Origin of the sequence: Duganella sp. HH101, assembly GCF_001758795.1 — a bacterium.
Classification (GTDB): Bacteria; Pseudomonadota; Gammaproteobacteria; order Burkholderiales; family Burkholderiaceae_D; genus Rugamonas; species Rugamonas rivuli.
Genome location: NZ_LRON01000021.1, coordinates 17,909 through 38,039 on the forward strand (window position 1 = coordinate 17,909; position 20,131 = coordinate 38,039).

The 20,131-nt window shown below is 64.3% G+C and carries 18 protein-coding genes; 11 read left to right on the forward strand and 7 right to left on the reverse strand.

Annotation, left to right across the window (positions count from 1 at the left end):
* Nucleotides 1-6: 6 nt before the first annotated feature.
* Nucleotides 7-456, reverse strand: coding sequence for an acyl-CoA thioesterase (locus tag DUGA2_RS25655; RefSeq protein ID WP_070272255.1), 450 nt, complete (start codon nt 454-456; stop codon nt 7-9).
* Nucleotides 457-517: 61 nt separating this feature from the next.
* Here DUGA2_RS25655 and DUGA2_RS25660 point away from each other — a divergent pair, with 61 nt between their 5' ends.
* Both DUGA2_RS25660 and DUGA2_RS25665 read left to right on the forward strand, forming a co-directional pair.
* Entirely contained in the window at nt 518-2,377 is a 1,860-nt protein-coding gene (locus DUGA2_RS25660) for an ABC transporter ATP-binding protein/permease (RefSeq protein ID WP_070272256.1), read from the forward strand.
* Nucleotides 2,378-2,391: 14 nt separating this feature from the next.
* A complete protein-coding gene (locus DUGA2_RS25665) occupies nt 2,392-3,810 on the forward strand; it encodes a M20/M25/M40 family metallo-hydrolase (protein WP_070272257.1) in 1,419 nt (472 codons plus the stop codon).
* On the opposite strand, the gene DUGA2_RS34105 is transcribed toward DUGA2_RS25665, so the two are convergent.
* Both DUGA2_RS34105 and DUGA2_RS25670 read right to left on the reverse strand, forming a co-directional pair.
* Entirely contained in the window at nt 3,807-3,962 is a 156-nt protein-coding gene (locus DUGA2_RS34105; protein WP_168167827.1) for a hypothetical protein, read from the reverse strand. The two genes, DUGA2_RS25665 and DUGA2_RS34105, sit on opposite strands and share 4 nt — an antisense overlap.
* A 70-nt stretch (nt 3,963-4,032) precedes the next feature.
* Complete coding sequence (locus DUGA2_RS25670; RefSeq protein WP_070272258.1) at nt 4,033-5,286, reverse strand: dicarboxylate/amino acid:cation symporter; 1,254 nt, start codon at nt 5,284-5,286, stop codon at nt 4,033-4,035.
* A gap of 217 nt (nt 5,287-5,503) precedes the next feature.
* On the opposite strand from DUGA2_RS25670, the gene DUGA2_RS25675 reads away from it, so the two are divergent.
* Nucleotides 5,504-6,229: an amino acid ABC transporter ATP-binding protein gene (locus tag DUGA2_RS25675; protein WP_070272259.1), complete on the forward strand. Its 726-nt coding sequence runs from the start codon at nt 5,504-5,506 to the stop codon at nt 6,227-6,229.
* A gap of 11 nt (nt 6,230-6,240) precedes the next feature.
* Nucleotides 6,241-7,677 carry an amidohydrolase family protein gene (locus tag DUGA2_RS25680; protein ID WP_070272260.1) on the forward strand — a complete coding sequence of 479 codons (1,437 nt, stop codon included), beginning with the start codon at nt 6,241-6,243 and terminating at the stop codon, nt 7,675-7,677.
* A gap of 15 nt (nt 7,678-7,692) precedes the next feature.
* Here DUGA2_RS25680 and DUGA2_RS25685 read toward each other — a convergent pair whose 3' ends face one another.
* Complete coding sequence (locus tag DUGA2_RS25685) at nt 7,693-8,595, reverse strand: LysR family transcriptional regulator (protein ID WP_070272261.1); 903 nt, start codon at nt 8,593-8,595, stop codon at nt 7,693-7,695.
* Nucleotides 8,596-8,700: 105 nt separating this feature from the next.
* Between DUGA2_RS25685 and DUGA2_RS34920 the strand changes: the two genes are divergently transcribed.
* On the forward strand, nt 8,701-10,686 hold the full coding sequence (locus tag DUGA2_RS34920; protein WP_070272262.1) for a zinc-binding dehydrogenase: 1,986 nt from the start codon (nt 8,701-8,703) through the stop codon (nt 10,684-10,686).
* Here DUGA2_RS34920 and DUGA2_RS25695 read toward each other — a convergent pair.
* Both DUGA2_RS25695 and DUGA2_RS25700 read right to left on the reverse strand, forming a co-directional pair.
* On the reverse strand, nt 10,683-10,946 hold the full coding sequence (locus DUGA2_RS25695) for a Txe/YoeB family addiction module toxin (RefSeq protein ID WP_070272263.1): 264 nt from the start codon (nt 10,944-10,946) through the stop codon (nt 10,683-10,685). The genes DUGA2_RS34920 and DUGA2_RS25695 overlap by 4 nt on opposite strands.
* Nucleotides 10,943-11,185 carry a type II toxin-antitoxin system Phd/YefM family antitoxin gene (locus DUGA2_RS25700; protein ID WP_070272264.1) on the reverse strand — a complete coding sequence of 81 codons (243 nt, stop codon included), beginning with the start codon at nt 11,183-11,185 and terminating at the stop codon, nt 10,943-10,945. The genes DUGA2_RS25695 and DUGA2_RS25700 overlap by 4 nt, the downstream gene beginning before the upstream one ends.
* A 116-nt stretch (nt 11,186-11,301) precedes the next feature.
* On the opposite strand from DUGA2_RS25700, the gene pyrC reads away from it, so the two are divergent.
* The 4 genes from pyrC to DUGA2_RS25720 all read left to right on the forward strand — a co-directional run bounded on the left by pyrC (nt 11,302) and on the right by DUGA2_RS25720 (nt 15,480).
* Entirely contained in the window at nt 11,302-12,354 is a 1,053-nt protein-coding gene (pyrC, locus tag DUGA2_RS25705) for a dihydroorotase (protein ID WP_070272265.1), read from the forward strand.
* 3 nt (nt 12,355-12,357) lie between these two features.
* Entirely contained in the window at nt 12,358-13,155 is a 798-nt protein-coding gene (locus DUGA2_RS25710; RefSeq protein WP_070272266.1) for a DUF3025 domain-containing protein, read from the forward strand.
* A gap of 44 nt (nt 13,156-13,199) precedes the next feature.
* Nucleotides 13,200-14,195 carry a Gfo/Idh/MocA family protein gene (locus tag DUGA2_RS25715; RefSeq protein ID WP_070272267.1) on the forward strand — a complete coding sequence of 332 codons (996 nt, stop codon included), beginning with the start codon at nt 13,200-13,202 and terminating at the stop codon, nt 14,193-14,195.
* 70 nt (nt 14,196-14,265) lie between these two features.
* A complete protein-coding gene (locus DUGA2_RS25720) occupies nt 14,266-15,480 on the forward strand; it encodes an MFS transporter (protein ID WP_070272268.1) in 1,215 nt (404 codons plus the stop codon).
* Between the two features lie 209 nt (nt 15,481-15,689).
* On the opposite strand, the gene recG is transcribed toward DUGA2_RS25720, so the two are convergent.
* On the reverse strand, nt 15,690-17,756 hold the full coding sequence (gene recG, locus DUGA2_RS25725; protein ID WP_070272269.1) for an ATP-dependent DNA helicase RecG: 2,067 nt from the start codon (nt 17,754-17,756) through the stop codon (nt 15,690-15,692).
* Nucleotides 17,757-17,885: 129 nt separating this feature from the next.
* On the opposite strand from recG, the gene queA reads away from it, so the two are divergent.
* Both queA and tgt read left to right on the forward strand, forming a co-directional pair.
* Entirely contained in the window at nt 17,886-18,914 is a 1,029-nt protein-coding gene (gene queA / locus DUGA2_RS25730; RefSeq protein WP_070272270.1) for a tRNA preQ1(34) S-adenosylmethionine ribosyltransferase-isomerase QueA, read from the forward strand.
* Between the two features lie 8 nt (nt 18,915-18,922).
* Nucleotides 18,923-20,062, forward strand: a complete 1,140-nt coding sequence (gene tgt, locus DUGA2_RS25735; protein ID WP_008452978.1) for a tRNA guanosine(34) transglycosylase Tgt — start codon at nt 18,923-18,925, stop codon at nt 20,060-20,062.
* The last annotated feature ends 69 nt before the right edge of the window (nt 20,063-20,131 follow it).

The window sequence follows — 20,131 nt, forward strand, 5'->3', positions numbered from 1 at the left end:
GGCGGATCAGGAACGGATCAGCGTTTCGATAGGCGGCACCTTGCGCGGCTTGCGATCCGAATCGGTGGCGACGTAGGTCAGCGTGGCTTCGGTGACTTTGACGGTGCAGGCTTGCAGGCGGTTGCGCTCGGCGTACACCTCGACGTTGACGGTAATGGACGTATTGCCAACCTTGACAATATCAGCATAAAACGACAGCAGGTCGCCGACAAACACGGGATTCTTGAACACGAAGGAGTTCACCGAAATGGTCGCGACGCGGCCGTTGGCGCGGCGCGTGGCCGGCAGCGAGCCGGCGATGTCGACCTGCGCCATGATCCAGCCGCCGAATACGTCCCCGTAGACATTGGCGTCCGAGGGCGCCGGCATCATGCGCAATTCCGGCATTTTCCCTGCGGGCAGGCCGCGGTTGACGGTTTCGACTTTGATGGGAGGGGTGTTTTGGGGCGTGGTCATCGTGAATTCTCTTGAAGGGCTACAATTACCGGGATTGAACCATAAAAAGCCGACATCCGCCATGCGACGTACTACGTACTCCCCGAACACCCCGCCAGCCAACGCCAGCAATGCCGCGCCCCCGCGCAGCGACACGGCCACGCTGAAAACACTCTTCCCCTACCTGTGGGTCTACAAATGGCGCGTGCTGCTGGCGCTGGGCTGCCTGGTCGGCGCCAAGCTGGCCAACGTCGGCGTGCCGGTGGTGATGAAAAGCCTGATCGACAGCTTGAGCGTGTCGCCCTCGCATCCGCAGGCGCTGCTGGTGCTGCCGCTGGGCGCGCTGGTGGCCTACGGCGTGCTGCGCGTGTCGACCACGCTGTTCACCGAGCTGCGCGAGTTCCTGTTCGCGCGCGTCACGCAGCGCGCCGTGCGCACCATCGCGCTGCAGGTGTTCCGCCATCTGCATGCGCTGTCGCTGCGCTTCCACCTGAACCGCCAGACCGGCGGCATGACGCGCGATATCGAACGCGGCACGCGCGCCGTCGGTTCGCTGATCTCCTACACGCTGTTCAACATCCTGCCGACGCTGGTGGAGATCACGCTGGTGCTGGGCTACCTCGTCACGCACTACGACATCTGGTTCTCGGTGATCACCTTCGTCGCGCTGGTGACGTACATCTCGTTCACCATCTTCATCACCGACTGGCGCACGCACTTCCGCCGCACGATGAACGACCTCGATTCGAAGGCCAACACCAAGGCCATCGATTCGCTGATCAACTACGAAACCGTGAAGTACTTCGGCAACGAGGACTACGAGGCCAAGCGCTATGACGAGGGCTTGCAGCGCTACGAATCGGCCGCCGTCAAATCGCAGACATCGCTGTCGTTGCTGAACACCGGACAGTCGCTGATCATCGCCACCGCCGTCACGCTGATCCTGTGGCGAGCGACGCAGGGCGTCATCGACGGCAAGATGACGCTGGGCGACCTGGTGCTGGTGAACGCCTTCATGATCCAGCTATACATCCCGCTGAACTTCCTCGGCGTGATCTACCGCGAGATCAAGCAAAGCCTGGCGGATATGGAGAAGCTGTTCGCGCTGCTGGACCAGAACCGCGAAGTGGCCGATGCGCCGGACGCTCAGCCGCTGGCGACACGCGGTGCCGAGGTGCGCTTCAACCATGTGGACTTCAGCTACGAATCCAAGCGCCAGATCCTGTTCGATGTGGACTTCACCATCGCGCCGGGGACGACGACGGCGGTGGTGGGCCACAGCGGCTCGGGCAAGTCGACCTTATCCCGCCTGTTGTTCCGCTTCTACGAGGTCAACGCCGGCGGCATCACCATCGACGGCCAGGACCTGCGCGCCGTCACGCAGGACACGCTGCGCCACGCGATCGGCATCGTGCCGCAGGATACGGTGCTGTTCAACGACACCATCGAATACAACATCGCCTACGGCCAGCCCGGCGCGTCGAAGGAGCAGATCGTGGCGGCGGCGCGCGCGGCGTCGATCCACGATTTCATCGACAGCCTGCCGGACGGCTACGCGACCATGGTCGGCGAGCGCGGCCTCAAGCTCTCCGGCGGCGAGAAGCAGCGCGTGGCGATCGCCCGCACGCTGCTGAAGAACCCTGCCATCCTGATCTTCGACGAGGCCACGTCCGCGCTGGACTCCAAGGCCGAGCAGGCGATCCAGGCGCAGCTGAAGGAAATCGCCAAGAGCCGCACGACCATGGTGATCGCGCACCGCCTGTCCACGGTGGCCGATGCGCAGCAGATCCTGGTGCTGGACCATGGCCGCATCGTCGAACGCGGCACGCACCAGTCGCTGCTGGCGGCGGATGGCTTGTACGCGCAGATGTGGCAGCGGCAGCAGGCCAAGGCCGATGAAGAATTGGCGTCGTCGCCCGACGACGTCGTGGATGCAGTCTAACTAAGGAAGCGACTATGAAGTCTCGTTTTGCGCTGGGTGCGGTAACTGTCTTGATGGCTTGTGTTCAGAATGCGTATGCCGACCCAACGGAGCCGCAGTTCCGCGCCCTGTACAAGGAGCTGGTCGAAACCAATACCACGCTGTCGTCGGGCAGCTGCACGCTGGCGGCGGAACGGATCGCGGCGCGCCTGAAGACGGCGGGCTACGCCGATACGCAGCTGCACCTGTTTGCCGATCCGGCGCATCCGAAGGAGGGCGGGCTGGTGGCCGTGCTGCCGGGCAGCGATGCCAAGGCCAAGGCCATCCTGCTGCTGGCGCATATCGACGTGGTCGAGGCCAAGCGCGAGGACTGGGTGCGCGATCCGTTCACGCTGATCGAGGAAGACGGCAAGTTCTACGCGCGCGGCGCGCTGGACGACAAGGCGCAGGCGGCCATCTGGGCCGACACGCTGGTGCGCTTCAAGCAGGAAGGCTACGTGCCGCGCCATACGCTGAAGATGGCGCTGACCTGCGGCGAGGAGACCGGCGGCGCCTTCAACGGCGCCGAGTGGCTGACCAAGAACCGCCGTGAACTGATCGACGCCGGTTTCGCCATCAACGAAGGCGCGGGCGGCGAGCTCGATGCGGCGGGCAAGCGCGTGTCGATGACGGTGCAGGCGGGCGAGAAGGTGTCGCAGAACTACCGGCTGGAAGTGATCAACCGGGGCGGCCACAGTTCGCGCCCGCAAAAGGATAATGCGATCTACCATCTGGCCGGCGCGCTGAAGAAGATCGAGGGCTATACCTTCCCGATCCAGCTGGCCGACGGCAGCCGTGGCTATTTGACCGGCATGTCGAAGATCCAGGCGGCCGAAGGCCACAAGGACGTGGCGGCGGCGATGCTGGCGGTGGTGAAGAATCCGAAGGATGCCAAGGCGGTGGCGCTGGTTTCCGGCCGCGACACCAGCTGGGGCGCGATGCTGCACACGACCTGCGTGGCGACCATGCTGGACGCGGGCCACGCCACCAACGCGCTGCCGCAGCGCGCCCGCGCCAACATCAACTGCCGCATCTTCCCCGGCGTGACGCAGGAGACGGTGCGCGAGGCGCTGATGAAGGCGATCAACGATCCGGCGGTGAAGGTGGAGACGCTGGAAATACGCGGCGAGAACTCGGCGCCGCCTGAGCTGACCCGCGCCATCATGGAGCCGGTCGAGAAGCTGACCGCGAAGATGTGGCCTGGCGTGCCGGTGCTGCCCATCCTGCAATCGGGCGCGACCGACGGCCAGTTCCTGAACGCCGCCGGCATTCCGACCTACGGCATCAGCGGCATCTTCCTGACGCCGGACCTGGGCAACATCCACGGCCTGAACGAATACATCGGCGTGCAGTCGCTGATGGAAGGCCGTACCTTCCTGTACGACCTGGTGAAAGTCTACGCCGGCCAGAACTAAGCCCATGCGCCTTGCTCCGCCTGCTTGCTCTGAGGCGTCGCAGCGTTGTTCTTCAGACTTTTCGGCAGCGAGGCTTTCAACGTCATCATATTGGTGACGCTGGTGTCTGTCCTTATCGACAATGTGCGGTTGCGGCGCAGATTGCGCGCCAAGCTTGGCTCTGACGAAAAAAAAGGCCACCTCGCTGAATGAGGTGGCCTTCTTGTTGGTGTGTCGTATTTCTTATGCGGCTTTGACTAACTCGACTTCGCCGGGAGCGGCCAGTTCACCCTCCCATTTGGCCACGACTGCGGTAGCCACGCCGTTGCCGATGACGTTGGTCGCGGAGCGCGCCATGTCGAGGAAGTGGTCGATGCCCAGCAACAGCAGCATGCCCGCTTCCGGAATGTTGAACTGACCCAGCGTCGCGGCGATCACCACCAGCGATGCGCGCGGCACGCCGGCCATGCCTTTGGAGGTCAGCATCAGCACCATCATCATGGTCATCTGCTGGCCCAGCGACATCTCGATGCCGTATGCCTGCGCGATGAACACGGTGGCGAAGGTGCAGTACATCATCGAGCCGTCCAGGTTGAACGAGTAGCCGATCGGCAGCACGAAGGCAGCCAGGCGGTTACGCACGCCGAAACGCTCCAGGCCTTCCAAGGTCTTCGGATAGGCCGCTTCGCTCGACGCGGTCGAGAAAGCCAGCAGCGCCGGGCTGCGCAGTTCCTTGATCAGGCTGAAGATGCGGCCTTTCAGGAAGATGAAGCCGATGAAGATCAGCAGCGCCCACAACAGGACGATGCCGAAGTAGAACTCGGCCATGAACACGCCATAGGTCGACAGCACGCCCAGGCCATTCTTGGCGATCACGCCCGACACGGCCGCGAACACGGCGATCGGCGCGAACTTCATCACGTAGCCGGTTACTTTCAGCATCACGTGGGCCACGCCGTCCAGCGCGGCGACCATGACGTTGGCTTTTTCGCCAACCGCCGCAGCGGCCGAACCGAAGAACAGCGAGAAGATCACGATCTGCAGGATCTCGTTCTTGCTCATGCCTTCGACGATGGAGGCCGGCACCAGGTGGGTGACGAATTCCTTCAGCGTCAGGCCGGTGGTGACGATGTCGACCTTGGCGGTGGTGGCGGCCATGTGGCCCAGCAGCGCGTCGCCCGGACGGAACAGGTTGACCAGCACCAGGCCCAGGCTCAGCGACATCACCGAGGCGATGAAGAACCAGCCCAGCGTCTTGATGCCGATGCGGCCCACTTCGGAGGCGTCGCCCATTTTGGCGATGCCGCACACCAGCGTGGAGAACACCAGCGGGGCGATAATCATCTTGATCAGACGCAGGAACAGCGTGGTGATCAGCGACATGTAATCGGCGAATTCGACCGGTTTGGCCAGGTTGGTGTTGGCCAGGTAGCCGGCAAAGATGCCTAGCGCCAGTCCGACTAGGATGTAGGTGGTCAATCGGCTTTGTTTCTGCATGGTGTGCGTTTCCTGTGGTAGTGTCTCTCTGGGCCTGCGCAGAGGGCGGGGTGTCCGCCGCTGCTGTGGTTCTGCATTGGCTGCAACCGGTATTTTATGGTCCGGCTGGTGAAACTATTGGCAAGTTCCGCAGTATCCTTGTGGGCAGAGGCGCTGTCAAGCGCATGTAGGGCCGCGCCCACGCGGGTTCGGGCCGGTTTTTTTATTCAGCGTACATATGATCGAAATCAACAACGTCAGTAAGTGGTATGGCCAATTTCAGGTGCTGGGCGATTGCAGCACCCGGGTCGAGAAGGGGGATGTGATGGTGATTTGCGGCCCCTCAGGCTCCGGCAAATCGACGCTGATCAAGACGGTCAACGGCCTGGAACCGTTCCAAGAGGGGCAAATCAGGGTCGACGGCATCTCCGTCGGCGCCAAAAACACCGATTTACCGGCGCTGCGGGCCCGGATCGGCATGGTTTTCCAGAATTTCGAGCTGTTTCCCCATTTATCCATCCGCGACAACCTGAACCTGGCCCAGGTCAAGGTGCTGGGCCGCAGCGTCGACGAAGCCACCGAGCGCGGCCTGCGCTACCTGGACCGGGTCGGCCTGCTGGCGCAGCAGGACAAGTTCCCCGGCCAGCTGTCCGGCGGCCAGCAGCAGCGCGTGGCCATCGCCCGGGCGCTGTCGATGGACCCGATCGCCATGCTGTTCGACGAGCCCACCTCGGCGCTGGACCCGGAAATGATCAACGAAGTGCTGGACGTGATGGTCGGCCTGGCGCAGGAAGGCATGACCATGATGGTGGTCACGCATGAAATGGGCTTTGCCCGCAAAGTGGCCAACCGCGTGGTGTTCATGGACCAGGGCCGCATCCTGGAGGATTGCAGCAAGGAAGAGTTCTTCGGCGCGCCGCGTTCGGAACGGGCGCGGGATTTCCTGGCGCGCATCATTCACTAAAAAATGCACTTATGACAATTCTCAAGCCGCTCGCCGGCGCCATGCTGGCGCTGGGACTGCTGGGCGCCGCCCACGCAGCCGATAAAATCGCCGTCGACCTGGTGCTGACCAAGGCCACGCTGATCGACGTGGCGGGCGGCAAGGCCGTCAAGGGCAAGTCCGTCGTGCTGAAGGGCGACACCATCGTCGCCGTGGTCGACGACCGCCAGCTGTCCGGCTATGCCGCCAAAAAAACCATCCGCCTGCCGGGCAAATACCTGATGCCGGGGCTGTGGGACACCCATGTGCACTTCGGCGGCGGCCCGGCCCTGATCGAAGAGAACAAGCATCTGCTGGCGCTGTACCTCGCCAACGGCATCACCGCCGTGCGCGACTGCTCCGGCGACCTGCCGGACACGGTGCTGGCCTGGCGCGGCCAGATCCAGGCCGGCCAGCTGGAGGGGCCGACCATCTTCACCTCCGGCGCCAAGCTGGAAGGCTACAAGCCGCTGTGGAAGGGCACCATCGAAGTCGGCACGCCGGAAGAGGTGAGCAAGGCGCTGGACGGCCTGCAGGCGCAGAAAGTCGATTTCGTCAAAATCACCGAGAACACGCTGAAGCCGGAGATTTACCTGGAAGCGCTGCGCCAGGCCAGGGAGCGCGGCATGCGCACCTCCGGCCACATTCCGGTGCAACTGACACTGGCGCAGATGTTCGACGCGGGCCTGGGCACGGTGGAGCATCAGTCCTACCTGCTGCGTTCCTCGACGCCGAAGGAGGCCGAGCTGACCGCGCAGGTGGCGGCCGGCACGCTGACCGGCAAGGAGGCCATGAAGCAAAGCCTGCAAACCTACGACGAGGCGGCCGCGCGCGCATCGTTCCGCTACATGGCTTCGAAAGGCACGGCCGTGGTGCCGACGCTGTCGGTGTCGCGCGTGGTGGCTTACCTGGACCGCGACGACCACTCGCACGATCCGGCCTTGCAGTACATCGGCAAAGGCCTGCGCGCCACCTACGACTGGCGCGTGCAGCGCGCCGCGCAGGACAACGCGGAAGCGATCGCGCAGCGCAAGGCGGTCTTCGAGAAGTCGGCGTCGCTGCTGCCGTTGCTGGCGCAGGAGGGCGTGAGCATCATCGCCGGCACGGATGCTGGCTTTTTGAATTCCTACGATTATCCGGGCCAGGCGCTGCATGACGAAATCGGCTTGTACGTGCAGTACGGCCTGACGCCGGTGCAGGCCTTGCAGACGGCCGTCATCAACGGCCCGCGCTTCCTTGGACATCTGGACCGCTACGGCAGCCTCGCCGCCGGCAAGGTGGCCGACCTGTTGGTGCTGGACGCGAATCCATTGCAGGACATCGCCGCCACCCGCAAGATCCGCACGGTGGTTAGCCGAGGCCAGGTCTACGACCGCGCGCGCCTCGACCGCATGCTGGCCGAAACCAAGGCCTGGGTCGCTGCACAATAAGAACAGCCTCCGCGCCTACAGCGGCGCGGAGTATCCCTTCAGGCTGGCCTGCACGAAATCGATGAACAGCCGTACCCGCGACGGGATCAGGCGCGATTCGATGATCGCGTACACGGGTATCGGTGCGAAGTCCCATTCCGGCAGTACGCGCAGCAGCTGGCCGTATTCCAGTTCTTCCCGCGTCTCGGGACCGGCGGAAACTGCTATGCCCATGCCCAGTGTCGCCATCTTCCTGCACATGCTGACGTTGTTGGCCGCATACCTGCCGCTGACGTCGACGGTGACGCTCTTCTTGCGTGAGGATAGCGTCCATTGCGCCTTGCCCCCATTCCGACCCTGGATCATGCACTGATGGTTGGCCAGGTCGCCGGGATGCTTCAGCGGCGGTGCGCCGCGCAGATAGGCCGGCGATGCGTACAGATAGCGCGGCAGCAGGCCGACCTGCCTGGCGATCAGCGTGGATGGAGTCGGCGGCGGCGTACCCATGCGGATTGCGCAATCGAAGCCGTCGGTTACAAGGTCGACGCGGCGCGGTGTCAGGTCCATTTCAAAATCGATGGCAGGGTATTGTTCGCCGAAGGCCTTCAGCGACGGCGCCAGGTAGGAGATCGCCAGGTCCACCGGCATCGATACCCGCAGCGTGCCGCTGGGGCGCTCGGCCAGTTCCTGCAGCGATTCGTGGGCGATGCGCGCTTCGGCGACGATGCTTTCGCAGCGGCGGAAGTAGGCCTGGCCGGCCTCGGTCAGCTCGACCTTGCGGGTGGAACGGTGGAACAGGCGCACGCCGATTTCCTTCTCCAGCTCCGAGATGCGGCGCGACAGCGTGGAATTGGGCATGTCCAGCGTCTCGGCCGCACGCCGGAAGCCCCGGGCGTTGGCGACCGCCACGAACAGCTCCATGCTCGACAAGAGTGACATAACGATTGCTCCATCAGTGGATCAGTGATTTCATTTTAAGCTATTTATCCCAATGGAGAATCAATGGATGATGGCTGCACATTCACTCACTTAGCGAGGCTCTCCATGAACACCTTATCGACAGCAGTGCAAATCGGCCGTTACACCCTGCGCAACCGCATGGTCATGGCGCCCATGACCCGTTCGCGCGCCAACGATGCGGACGGCGTGCAGTCCGACCTGGCAGTCACCTACTACCGCCAGCGCGCCACGGCCGGTTTGATCGTCACCGAAGGCGTGTTCCCCAGCGCGATGGGCAAAGGCTATGTGCGCACGCCGGGCATCCACACCGATGCGCAGGTCGCGGCATGGATGCAGGTGGCGGATGCGGTGCACGCCGAAGGTGGCCGCATCTTCATGCAGTTGATGCACACCGGCCGCATCTCGCATCCGAGCATGCTGCCGGGTGGTGCGCTGCCGGTGGCGCCTTCCGCCATCAAGCCTGCGGGCCAGTCCTTCACCGCCAACGGCATGGAGGATTTCGTCACGCCACGTGCGCTGGAGACTTCGGAAGTGGCGGGCATCGTGGCCGAGTACCGTCTGGCGACGCGGCGCGCGCTGGAGGCGGGCTTCGATGGCGTTGAACTGCATGCGGCGTCGGGTTATTTGCCGGAGCAGTTCCTGTCGTCGGGCAGCAATCAGCGCAGCGACCAGTACGGCGGCTCGATTCCCAACCGTGCGCGCTTCATCCTGGAGGTGCTCGATGCGATGATCGCGGAAGCGGGCAGCGACCGCGTCGGCATCAAGATCTCGCCGGAGATGGGCTTCAACGACATCAAGGATGACACGCCGGTGGAGACCTACGCCTACCTGGTGCGCCAGCTTGCGCCATTGCGATTGGCCTATCTGCACGTGGCCAAGTTCAAGGCGGAGTATGACTATCACGGCGCGTTGCGGCCGCTGTTCAATGGGGCCTACATCCTGGGCGGCGGCCAGACCCGCGAGTCCGGCGAGCAGCGCATCGCGGCCGGCGAGGCGGATGCGGTGGCCTATGGCAGCGCCTTCCTGGCCAATCCCGACCTGCCGCGCCGCTTCGCGTTGAAGGCAGCGCTCAACACGCCGAATCCGGCGCTGTTCTATGCGCCGGGCGCGCAAGGCTATATCGACTATCCGGCGTTGGCCGATGCCTCCGCGAACCGCGCGCTGCGCATCCACGTCTACGGCGGGGAGGAAGTGATGCAGTGGGATGAAGTGCCTGTGCCGCGGCCTGGTGCGGGCGAAGTGCTGGTGCGGGTTGCCGCCGCAGGTGTCAACGGCCTCGATTGGAAAATCCGCGATGGCCTGGTCAAGGATGTGTTCCAGCTGCCGCTGCCGGCGACGCTGGGCCTCGAACTGGCCGGCGAAGTCGCCGCAATCGGCGCCGGCGTGGAGGGCTATGCGATTGGCGACCGCGTATTTGGCTCGCTGGGCGGGTTGGGCGCCTACGCAGGCCATGTGGCGGTTGCCGCGTCCAAGCTCGCGGCGATACCAGCGGCCATGGACGATACCATCGCTGCGGCGATTCCCGTCGCTGCGATGACGGCATGGCAGGCGCTGTTCGAAACCGGTCAGCTCCAGCGTGGCGAGACGGTTCTGATCCACGGCGCCGCCGGTGGCGTCGGCAGCTACGCGGTGCAGTTCGCGAAGCAGGCAGGCGTCCGCGTGCTGGCGACGGCACAAGGGCGCAACGCCGATCTGCTGCACCGCCTCGGCGCTGATGAAGTGATCGACTATAAAAACACGCGCTTCGAGGATGTGGCGAAGAACGTCGACCTGGTGTTCGATCTGGTGGGCGGTGAAACGCTGGACCGCTCATGGCAGGTGCTGTCGCCGCAGGGCCGCATCGTCAGCATCGCCGCACCGGACATCGCGGCGCGCGTACCGGACGGGCGCCGGGGCAGCTGGCACACCACGCATCCCGACGGCGCACTGCTGGCGCGGATCGCGGCAAAGGCGGCCAGCGGCGAGCTGACCGTGGTGGTCTCGGAAGTCGTGAGTGCCGACCAGGCGCCAGCCGCCATCGAGCGCAACAAAACCGGCCACGGCGCAGGGAAGACGGTGATCCGCTTCTAAGCGTAATGAGTCCACATGCGCAGGATGCGAACAATATGCTGATCCGGGAAAACCTCGTACACGAGGCGATGATGGATGTTGATCCTGCGCGAGTAGGCGCCCGCCAGATCGCCGACCAGCTTTTCAAATGGCGGTGGGCGCCTGAAAGGATCGTCTGCCAGCAGGTCGAGTAGCGCCTGCACCTGCTTTTTCATTCCGGCAGCCGCGGCCTTCTTTGCATCCTTCTGCGCCTGGTGGGAGTACACCAGTTGCCAGCTCACCAGATCAATTCCTTGTCGCTGTCGCCCAGAGGCTCTGCCCGCGCGGCGAGGATGGACTCGCGCATTCCCGGCACCGACAGCAAGTACAGCGTTTCCTGGATTGCTTGCCAGTCATCTGCGGAGACGAGCACGGCGTTGTTGCGCTTGCCGGTGATGGTGATGGGTTGGTGGCTGGCTGCGGTTTCGTCGATCAGGTTATAGAGCCGTGCGCGTGCGTCGCTGGCTGAGATGGTGTCCATGGCCGCTCCCTTGTGGTGTATTCAAAACGTACGCCTTAACGTACGCACTGTCAAGCGGACGGCGCAAGAGGGTAAAATGGCGGTATTCGTCATTGATAGCCTGAAAGCCCGCCGCCATGTCCGACCTCGAACACACCCCAGACAGCATCACCATCGCCCGTCCCGACGACTGGCATTTGCACCTGCGCGACGGCGCCACTCTGGCCAGCGTGCTGCCGCATAGCGCCCGCCAGTTCGGCCGCGCCATCGTGATGCCCAATCTGAAGCCGCCTGTCACCACCACCGCCGCTGCCGAGGCTTATCGCAGCCGCATCATGGCGGCCCTGCCGGCTGGCATGAAGTTCGAGCCGCTGATGACGCTCTACCTGACCAACAACACGCCGCCGGACGAAATCCTGCGCGCGCAGGAAAGCGGCATCGTCCACGCGGTCAAGCTGTATCCGGCCGGCGCCACCACCAACTCGGACGCGGGCGTGACCGACCTGTCCAACTGCTACAAGACGCTGGAGATGATGCAGGAAGTGGGCATGCCCTTCCTGGTCCACGGCGAAGTCACCGACCAGGACATCGACCTGTTCGACCGCGAAGCCGTCTTCATCGAACGCGTCATGCGTCCGCTGCGCCGCGACTTCCCGGCGCTGAACATCGTCTTCGAACACATCACCACCAAGCACGCCGCGCAGTACGTGGCGGAAGCGGAAGGCCCGATCGCCGCGACCATCACCGCGCATCACCTGCTGTACAACCGCAACGACATCTTCAAAGGCGGCATCCGTCCCCACTACTACTGCCTGCCGGTGCTCAAGCGCGAAGAACACCGCCTGGCGCTGGTGACTGCCGCCACCAGCGGCGACGAGCGCTTCTTCCTCGGCACCGACTCCGCGCCGCACGCGCAGGGCGCCAAGGAAGCCGCCTGCGGCTGCGCCGGCTGCTACACCGCGCTGCACGCGATGGAGCTGTACGCCGAAGCCTTCGAACGCGCCGGCGCGCTGGACAAGCTGGAAGCCTTCGCCAGCTTCAACGGCCCGGCCTTCTACGGCCTGCCGCGCAATACCGACACCATCACGCTCAAGCGCGAGCAATGGACGCTGCCGGAGACCCTGCCGCTGGCCGACCAGCACGTGGTGCCGCTCAACGCCGGCGAAACCATCAACTGGAAAATGGTATAAGCAGTGCTGCAAGCGATAGACTGGCCGCGTCCCTGGTACGACTCGATACGCGCCGCGGCCGGCCAGCTGTCTGCGGACGTGCCCTTCATGGACACGTTCAATGCGCGCGCCGTGGCACTTGGCTTGCGCAATCACCTGGATTTGCCGATCTCCTTCGTGCCGCAGGAGTCCCTGCCTGACGGCACCGCCTACGAAGCCTTCATCGGCGCTACCGGCTGCGTGCCCACGCGCGACAATCTGCACGACTTCTTCAACGGCCTGGTATGGCTTAGCTTCCCGCGCATCAAAGTGCAGCTGAACGCCTTGCAGGCGGCGCAGATCGCGCTGGATGGCGTCGGCAAATCGCGCGGACCCGCGCGCGACGGCGCCACCATCTTCGACGAAAACGCCGCGCTGCTGGTGGTGCGCGACAGCGCCGCCGGCCACGCCCTGACCGCCGCCTTGCGCGACCATCAATGGCGCGCGGCCTTCGTCGAACAGCGCGCCAGCTTCGGGCCGGAGGCGCAGGTCTGGCTGTTTGGCCACGCGCTGATGGAGAAGCTGGTCGCGCCGCGTAAGGCGATCACCGCGCACACGCGAGTGGTGGTGGCGGGCGACGATTTCTTCGCCATGGACCACGACGCCCGCCGCCACTGGATCGACGCCAAGGTGGCGCAGGAGCTGGCCGAGCATGGCCTCAGCACCGCCGGCTTCATGCCGATGCAGGCGTTGGGCGTGCCGGGCTGGTGGCCGGAGCAGGACGACGCCTTCTACGACGACGCAACGGTGTTCCGCCCCAAGCGCGCACCGGCGGTAAAATAGATTTTTCACCGACTTCGCCGCCGACGCGGCAGAAAGAGCACACCATGACGCAGGTAATTCGTTGGGGGATACTCGGCACCGGCAAGATCGCCAAGGCTTTCGCCACCGCCTTGCAGGACACGCCCGGCGCCAAGCTGGCCGCCGTTGCTTCGCGCAGTGTAGATAGCGCTACCAAGTTCGGCATCGAATACGGCGCTGAGCGCTTCCACTGCAGCTACCAGGCGCTGGCCGACGATCCCGAGGTCGACGTCATCTACATCGGCACGCCGCACCCCATGCACCATGAGAACGCGCTGATGTGCCTCCACGGCGGCAAGGGCGTGCTGGTTGAGAAGTCGTTCACCATGAACCGCCGCCAAGCCGAGGACATCATCAAGCTGGCGCGCCAGAAGAAGCTGTTCGTCATGGAGGCGATGTGGACGCGCTTCATGCCGGCCGTGGTGGAGGCCAAGCGCATCGTCGACAGCGGCGAGATCGGCGTGCCGGCGAATGTCAGCGCGGATTTCGGCTTTACTTCGGATGCGGGACCGGAGCACCGCCTGTTCGCGCCGGAGCTGGGCGGCGGCGCGCTGCTGGACCTGGGCATCTATCCGCTGTCGATGGCGTCGTTCTTCCTTGGCCCGGTCACGGGCGTGAAGGCGCAGGCGGAGATGGCCGCCACCGGCGTCGACATGCAGACCGCGTTCACGCTGATGCACAAGGATGGCGGCGTATCGTCGTGCGCATGCAGCTTGCGTTCGCGCACGCCGACCGAGCTGACGATTTCCGGCACCAAGGGCTTCGTGCGCCTGCACGACCGCTTCCACAACACCGAGATCATCACCGTCACGCTGGTGGACGGCGCCTCTCGCAGCGAGCGCACCATCAACCTGCCGCGCAGCGGCAACGGCTACACGCACGAGGCGCAGGAAGTGGGGCGTTGCATCCGCGCCGGCCTGATCGAAAGCCCTGTGATGCCGCATGAGGAAACGCTGTCCATCATGGGCACGCTGGACGATATCCGCGCACAGATCGGCCTGACATACAGCGCCGATAATTGAGCACCGCAAGCGCGGGTTGCGGGAACTGGTTAGAATCGACAGATGTCGTTTCCACAATCGGGACCCTATCATGTTCGTCGCCACCCGCGCTCCCTCTCTTAAAACCGTTCTGCTGGCCAGCGGCGTCGTCCTGACGCTGGCAATGGGCGTGCGCCACGGCTTCGGCTTCTGGATGCAGCCGATCTCGCAAGCCAACGGCTGGACGCGTGAAACCTATTCGCTGGCGTTGGCTTTGCAGAACCTGTTGTGGGGCGCGTTCGGCCCGTTCGCCGGCATGGCGGCGGACCGCTACGGCACCATGCGCGTGGTGCTGGTGGGCGCGGTCAGCTACATGGCGGGCTTGGTGTGGATGGCGCTGGTGACGCAGCCTACCTTGTTCGTGATCGGCTCCGGCGTCTTCATCGGACTGGGGCTGGCGTGCACCGCGTTCGGCGCGGTCAGCGGCATCATCGGCCGCGTGGCGCCGATGGAAAAACGCTCGTGGGCGTTCGGCATTTCCGGTGCGGCCAGCTCCTTCGGCCAGTTCCTGATGATGCCGGTCGAGCAGCAGCTGATCTCCGCAGTCGGCTGGCAGAATGCCTTTTATTTGCTGGCTGGCTTGGTAGTGCTGCTGATGGTGCCGATGTCCTTCCACCTGCGCGAGCCGGCGGTGGAGCATAGCGGTCCCCAGCAAAGCGTGCGCGAGGCGATGGGCGAGGCTGTGGGCAACCGTTCCTTCCTGTTCCTGGTGGCGGGCTATTTCGTGTGCGGCTTCCAGCTGGTGTTCATCGGCGTGCACATGCCGGCGTACTTGAAGGACAAGGGCATCGCCAGTCCGGGCGTGGCGGTGCTGGCGCTGGCGCTGATAGGCTTGTTCAACATCTTCGGCTCGTACTACGCGGGCAAGCTGGGTGGACGCTTCCCCAAACGCTACCTGCTGTCGTCGATTTACTTCACGCGCGCCGTGGTCATCGGCCTGTTCCTGCTGGCGCCGTTGACGCCGTACTCGGTGTACGTGTTCGCGGCGGCGATAGGCTTCATCTGGCTGTCGACGGTGCCGCTGACGAACGGCATCATCGCCGGCATCTTCGGCGTCAAGCACATGTCGATGCTGGCGGGTGTGGTGTTCTTCTCGCACCAGGTGGGCAGCTTCATTGGCGTGTGGCTGGCTGGCTACCTGTTTGCGAAGCTGGGCAGCTACGACATCGTGTGGGGCATCGCGATTGGACTGAGCGTGATGGCCGGCTTGATCAACCTGCCGATCAACGAGCGCGCCCTGGAGCGGGGCGAGCTGAAAGCTGCATAGCCATGAAAACCTGGCTGCTCCGCGCGGCTGGCGTCGTGGTGCTGGCGCTGGTGTTCATGGCCTATCTGACGCCGGACTTCATGCTGGACCTCGCCAACCGCATCTACCTCTGTTTCTAACATTGGGGTCAAGTCTGACATTTGGACACGGCCTCTGCCGTAGCAGTCGCTACGGCAGAGGCCGTGTCCAAATGTCAGACTTGACCCCAACTAGACTTTGAGGAATTCCTCGCGGCCGCCGAGCCAGCGGGCCAGGTGGGCTTCGACGGTGGCGGCTTTTTCTGGGGTGTCGGCGTGCAGCAGGTCGTGGGCGACGTCGCGTGCCTGGTCGACCAGCCAGCCGTCCGTTTCCAGGTCGGCGAAGCGCAGCATCGCCTGGCCCGATTGACGGGCGCCGAGGAATTCGCCGGGGCCGCGTATCTCCAGGTCGCGCCGAGCGATCTCGAAGCCGTCGGTGGTTTCGCGCATCGTCATCAGGCGCTGCTTGGCGACGCCGCCCAGCGGGCTTTGATACAGCAGCAGGCACACCGAGGCCGCCGTGCCCCGTCCCACCCGTCCGCGCAACTGGTGCAGCTGCGACAGGCCGAAGCGCTCCGCATGCTCGATCACCATCAGCGACGCATTCGGCACGTCCACGCCAACTTCGATCACCGTGGTCGCGACCAGCACCTGCATCTCGTTGGCGCTGAAGGCGTCCATCACCACCTGCTTTTCGGCGGGCTTGAGGCGGCCGTGCACCAGGCCTACGTTCAGGTCCGGCAGGGCCTCGGCCAGCAGCGCGTGGGTGTCGGTGGCGGTTTGCAGTTGCAGCGCTTCCGATTCCTCGATCAGCGGGCAGACCCAGTAGATCTGCCGTCCTTCCAGCGCCGCCGCATGCACACGCTCGATCACTTCATCGCGCCGGTTCTGGTCGACGGCGCGCGTGACGATGGGGCTGCGGCCTGGCGGCAGCTCATCGATCACCGATACTTCAAGGTCGGCGTAGTAGGTCATCGCCAGCGTGCGCGGAATCGGCGTGGCCGACATCATCAGCTGGTGCGGGATCGCGCCTTCAACGCCCTTGTTGCGCAGTGTCAGGCGCTGGCCGACGCCGAAGCGGTGCTGTTCGTCGACGATCACCAGCCCCAGGTTGGCGAAGTTCACCGCCTCCTGGATCAGCGCGTGTGTGCCGATCACCAGCTGCGCCTCGCCCGACTCGATCAGCGCATACGCGGCCAGCTTGTCTTTTTTCTTCAGGCTTCCCGTCAGCCACGCGACCTTGACGCCCAAGGGCTCCATCCACGCGGCGATCTTGCGGAAGTGCTGGTCGGCGAGGATTTCGGTGGGCGCCATCAGCGCGGCCTGGAAGCCGCTGTCGATCGCCTGCGCGGCCGCCAGCGCCGACACCACGGTCTTGCCGCTGCCGACGTCGCCCTGCAGCAGCCGCTGCATCGGATACGGATGGCGCAGGTCGGCGCGGATTTCGTTCAGCACGCGCTGCTGCGCGCCCGTCAGCTTGAACGGCAGCGCGGCCTGGAAGCGTTCGGACAACTGGCCCACCGTCTTCAGCGCCGCCGCGCCCTTGGAACGGCGCGCCCGCTGCGCGCGCTTGAGCGACAGCTGCTGCGCCAGCAGCTCGTCGAACTTCATGCGCGTCCACGCCGGATGCGAGCGGTCGGCCAGCGCATGCTCGTCCACCTGCTGCGGCGGGTAGTGCAGCAGCTTCACGGCCGGTTCGAAATCGGACAGCTGCATCGCGGCGCGCAGATCGGCCGGCAGCGTATCGGTCCAGTCGACCCGCTTCATGGCATCGCCGATGGCACGCCGCAGTATCGGCTGCGACAGGCCTTCGCCCGACGGATACACCGGCGTCAGGGAAGTCGGCAGCGGCGCGCCCTCGTTGACCACCTTGTACGCCGGGTGCACCATCTCGGCGCCGAAGAAGCCGTGTTTCAGTTCGCCGCGCGCGCGCACCCGCGTGCCCTCGGCCAGCTGCTTGACCTGGCTGCCGTAGAAGTTCATGAAGCGCAGTTGCAAATCGCCGCTCTCGTCGGCGATGTGCACCAGCAGCTGCTTGCGCGGCTTGTAGGTGATCTCGTTCTTGACCACCACGCCCTCGACCTGCGAGGTCTCGCCGCCGTGCAGGCGGGCCTCTTCGATGGTGATGACCTGGGTCTCGTCCTCGTAGCGCATGGGCAGGTGCAGCACCAGGTCCATATCGGTGTGCAGGCCCAGCTTGGCCAGCTTGGCTTCCGGGCTGACTGTCTTTTTGACGGGTTTGGAGGTTGAAACAGGCATATTGGAGCGTTTTTCGGGCACTAGCGTAAAATAGAGGGTTGGCCGCAGCAAAGCAACGCCGGTATTGTACGACTTGCACCGCCATCGGGCCTACCCGAATTTTCTTCAACAGTTTCCAGAAGTCCGCCCATGTATTCGCTTTCCGATTTCGATTTTAACTTGCCGCAAGAGCGTATTGCGCAATTCCCGCTGCCAGACCGCAGCGCTTCCCGCCTGCTGCACCTGGACGGCGCGCAGATCATCGACCGCCAGTTCGCCGACATCGTCGGCCTGCTGCAGGCCGGCGACCTGCTGGTGATGAACGATACCCGCGTGCTGAAGGCGCGCTTCTTCGGCGTCAAGGAAAGCGGCGGCAAGATCGAGGCGCTGGTCGAGCGCGTGCTGGACAACCGCACCGTGCTGGCCCAGGTGCGCGCCTCCAAGTCGCCCGGCCCCGGCGTCAAGATCCGCCTGGCCGACGCCTTCGACGTTACCGTCGGCGAGCGCGCCGGCGAGTTCTACACCCTGCATTTCGACGCCGACGTGTTCGACCTGATCGAAGCCCACGGCCGCCTGCCGCTGCCGCCCTACATCGAGCACGACGCCGACTCCTTCGACGAAAACCGCTACCAGACGGTGTTCAACAAGGTGCCGGGCGCGGTGGCCGCGCCGACCGCCGGCCTGCACTTCGACGAGAAGCTGCTGGCCGAGCTCAAGGCCAAGGGCGTCAACTTCGCCTACGTCACGCTGCACGTGGGCGCCGGCACCTTCCAGCCGGTGCGCGCCGAGGTGCTGGCCGAGCACAAGATGCACACCGAGTGGTACACCATGCCGCAGGAAACCGTGGACGCCGTGCGCGCCACCCGCGCCGCCGGCCGCGACGTGGTGGCGGTCGGCACCACCAGCCTGCGCGCGCTGGAATCGGCCTCGCAGAGCGGCCAGCTGGAGGCGGGCAGCGCCGACACCGCGTTGTTTATAACGCCCGGCTACCAGTTCAAGACGGTCACGCGTCTGATCACCAATTTCCACCTGCCGAAGTCGACCCTGCTGATGCTGGTGTCGGCCTTCGCCGGTTTTGAAGAGATCCGCAAGGCCTACGCCCACGCGATCGCCAACGAATACCGTTTCTTCAGCTATGGCGACGCCATGCTGCTGACGACGCAAGCACGAGCAAAATAAGGAACAATATGCTGGAATTTAAACTGCACAAGACCGATAGCAGCGGTCTGACCAAGGCCCGCCGCGGCGAAGTCAAACTGAACCACGGCGTGGTCCAGACCCCGATCTTCATGCCGGTCGGCACCTACGGCTCGGTCAAGGCGATGTCGCCGCTGGAGCTGAAGGAAATCGACGCCCAGATCATCCTGGGCAATACCTTCCACCTGTGGCTGCGCCCGGGCAATGACGTCATGGCCAAGTTCGGCGGCCTGCACGACTTCATGGGCTGGGACAAGCCCATCCTGACCGATTCCGGCGGTTTCCAGGTGTTTTCGCTGGGCGCGATGCGCAAGATCACCGAAGAGGGCGTGCACTTCAATTCGCCGATCAACGGCGACAAGCTGTTCCTGTCCCCGGAAGTGTCGATGCAGATCCAGCGCGTGCTGAACTCCGACATCGTCATGCAGTTCGACGAATGCACGCCTTATGAAATCGATAACCGCCCGGCAACTCTTGATGAGGCGGCAAAATCCATGCGCATGTCCTTGCGCTGGGCGCAACGATCGATGGATGAATTCCACCGCGGCGAAAACCCGAACGCGCTGTTCGGCATCGTCCAGGGCGGCATGTTCGAGAACCTGCGCGACGAATCGCTGGCCAAGCTGGAAGAGATCGACTTCCCCGGCCTGGCCATCGGCGGCCTGTCCGTCGGCGAGCCGAAGGAAGACATGATGCGCATCCTGGCCCACGTCGGCCCGAAAATGCCGGCCAACAAGCCGCACTACCTGATGGGCGTGGGCACGCCGGAAGACCTGGTCAACGGCGTGTCCAACGGCGTCGACATGTTCGACTGCGTGATGCCGACCCGTAACGCCCGCAACGGCTGGATCTTCACCCGCTTCGGCGACGTGAAAATCAAGAACGCCCGTTACAAGGAAGACAAGGAACCGCTGGACAGCACCTGCTCCTGCTATGCTTGCCGCAACTTCTCGCGCGCCTACCTGCATCACCTGAACCGCACCCAGGAAATCCTCGGCGCGCGCCTGAACACCATCCATAACCTGCACTACTACCTGGACATCATGCGCCAGATGCGCGAGGCCCTGGATGAGGACCGCTTCCACGCCTGGACCCTGCAATTCCACGCCGACCGGGCGCGCGGCGTCTAAGAATAACTAAAAGTGTTGTAAGTCTTGTAAAAAGATTTATGCCACCCACATAGCCGGAAGACCTAGCGC

Excerpts from the sequence above, each read along its gene's own strand:
- queA (WP_070272270.1), top strand. The coding sequence starts at position 17,886 with ATGTATTCGCTTTCCGATTTCGATTTTAACTTGCCGCAAGAGCGTATT.
- DUGA2_RS34920 (WP_070272262.1), top strand. The coding sequence starts at position 8,701 with ATGAACACCTTATCGACAGCAGTGCAAATCGGCCGTTACACCCTGCGC.
- recG (WP_070272269.1), bottom strand. The coding sequence starts at position 17,756 with ATGCCTGTTTCAACCTCCAAACCCGTCAAAAAGACAGTCAGCCCGGAA.
- DUGA2_RS25660 (WP_070272256.1), top strand. The coding sequence starts at position 518 with ATGCGACGTACTACGTACTCCCCGAACACCCCGCCAGCCAACGCCAGC.
- tgt (WP_008452978.1), top strand. The coding sequence starts at position 18,923 with ATGCTGGAATTTAAACTGCACAAGACCGATAGCAGCGGTCTGACCAAG.
- DUGA2_RS25675 (WP_070272259.1), top strand. The coding sequence starts at position 5,504 with ATGATCGAAATCAACAACGTCAGTAAGTGGTATGGCCAATTTCAGGTG.
- DUGA2_RS25670 (WP_070272258.1), bottom strand. The coding sequence starts at position 5,286 with ATGCAGAAACAAAGCCGATTGACCACCTACATCCTAGTCGGACTGGCG.
- DUGA2_RS25685 (WP_070272261.1), bottom strand. The coding sequence starts at position 8,595 with ATGTCACTCTTGTCGAGCATGGAGCTGTTCGTGGCGGTCGCCAACGCC.
- DUGA2_RS25665 (WP_070272257.1), top strand. The coding sequence starts at position 2,392 with ATGAAGTCTCGTTTTGCGCTGGGTGCGGTAACTGTCTTGATGGCTTGT.
- DUGA2_RS25680 (WP_070272260.1), top strand. The coding sequence starts at position 6,241 with ATGACAATTCTCAAGCCGCTCGCCGGCGCCATGCTGGCGCTGGGACTG.
- DUGA2_RS25700 (WP_070272264.1), bottom strand. The coding sequence starts at position 11,185 with ATGGACACCATCTCAGCCAGCGACGCACGCGCACGGCTCTATAACCTG.
- pyrC (WP_070272265.1), top strand. The coding sequence starts at position 11,302 with ATGTCCGACCTCGAACACACCCCAGACAGCATCACCATCGCCCGTCCC.
- DUGA2_RS25655 (WP_070272255.1), bottom strand. The coding sequence starts at position 456 with ATGACCACGCCCCAAAACACCCCTCCCATCAAAGTCGAAACCGTCAAC.
- DUGA2_RS25715 (WP_070272267.1), top strand. The coding sequence starts at position 13,200 with ATGACGCAGGTAATTCGTTGGGGGATACTCGGCACCGGCAAGATCGCC.
- DUGA2_RS25720 (WP_070272268.1), top strand. The coding sequence starts at position 14,266 with ATGTTCGTCGCCACCCGCGCTCCCTCTCTTAAAACCGTTCTGCTGGCC.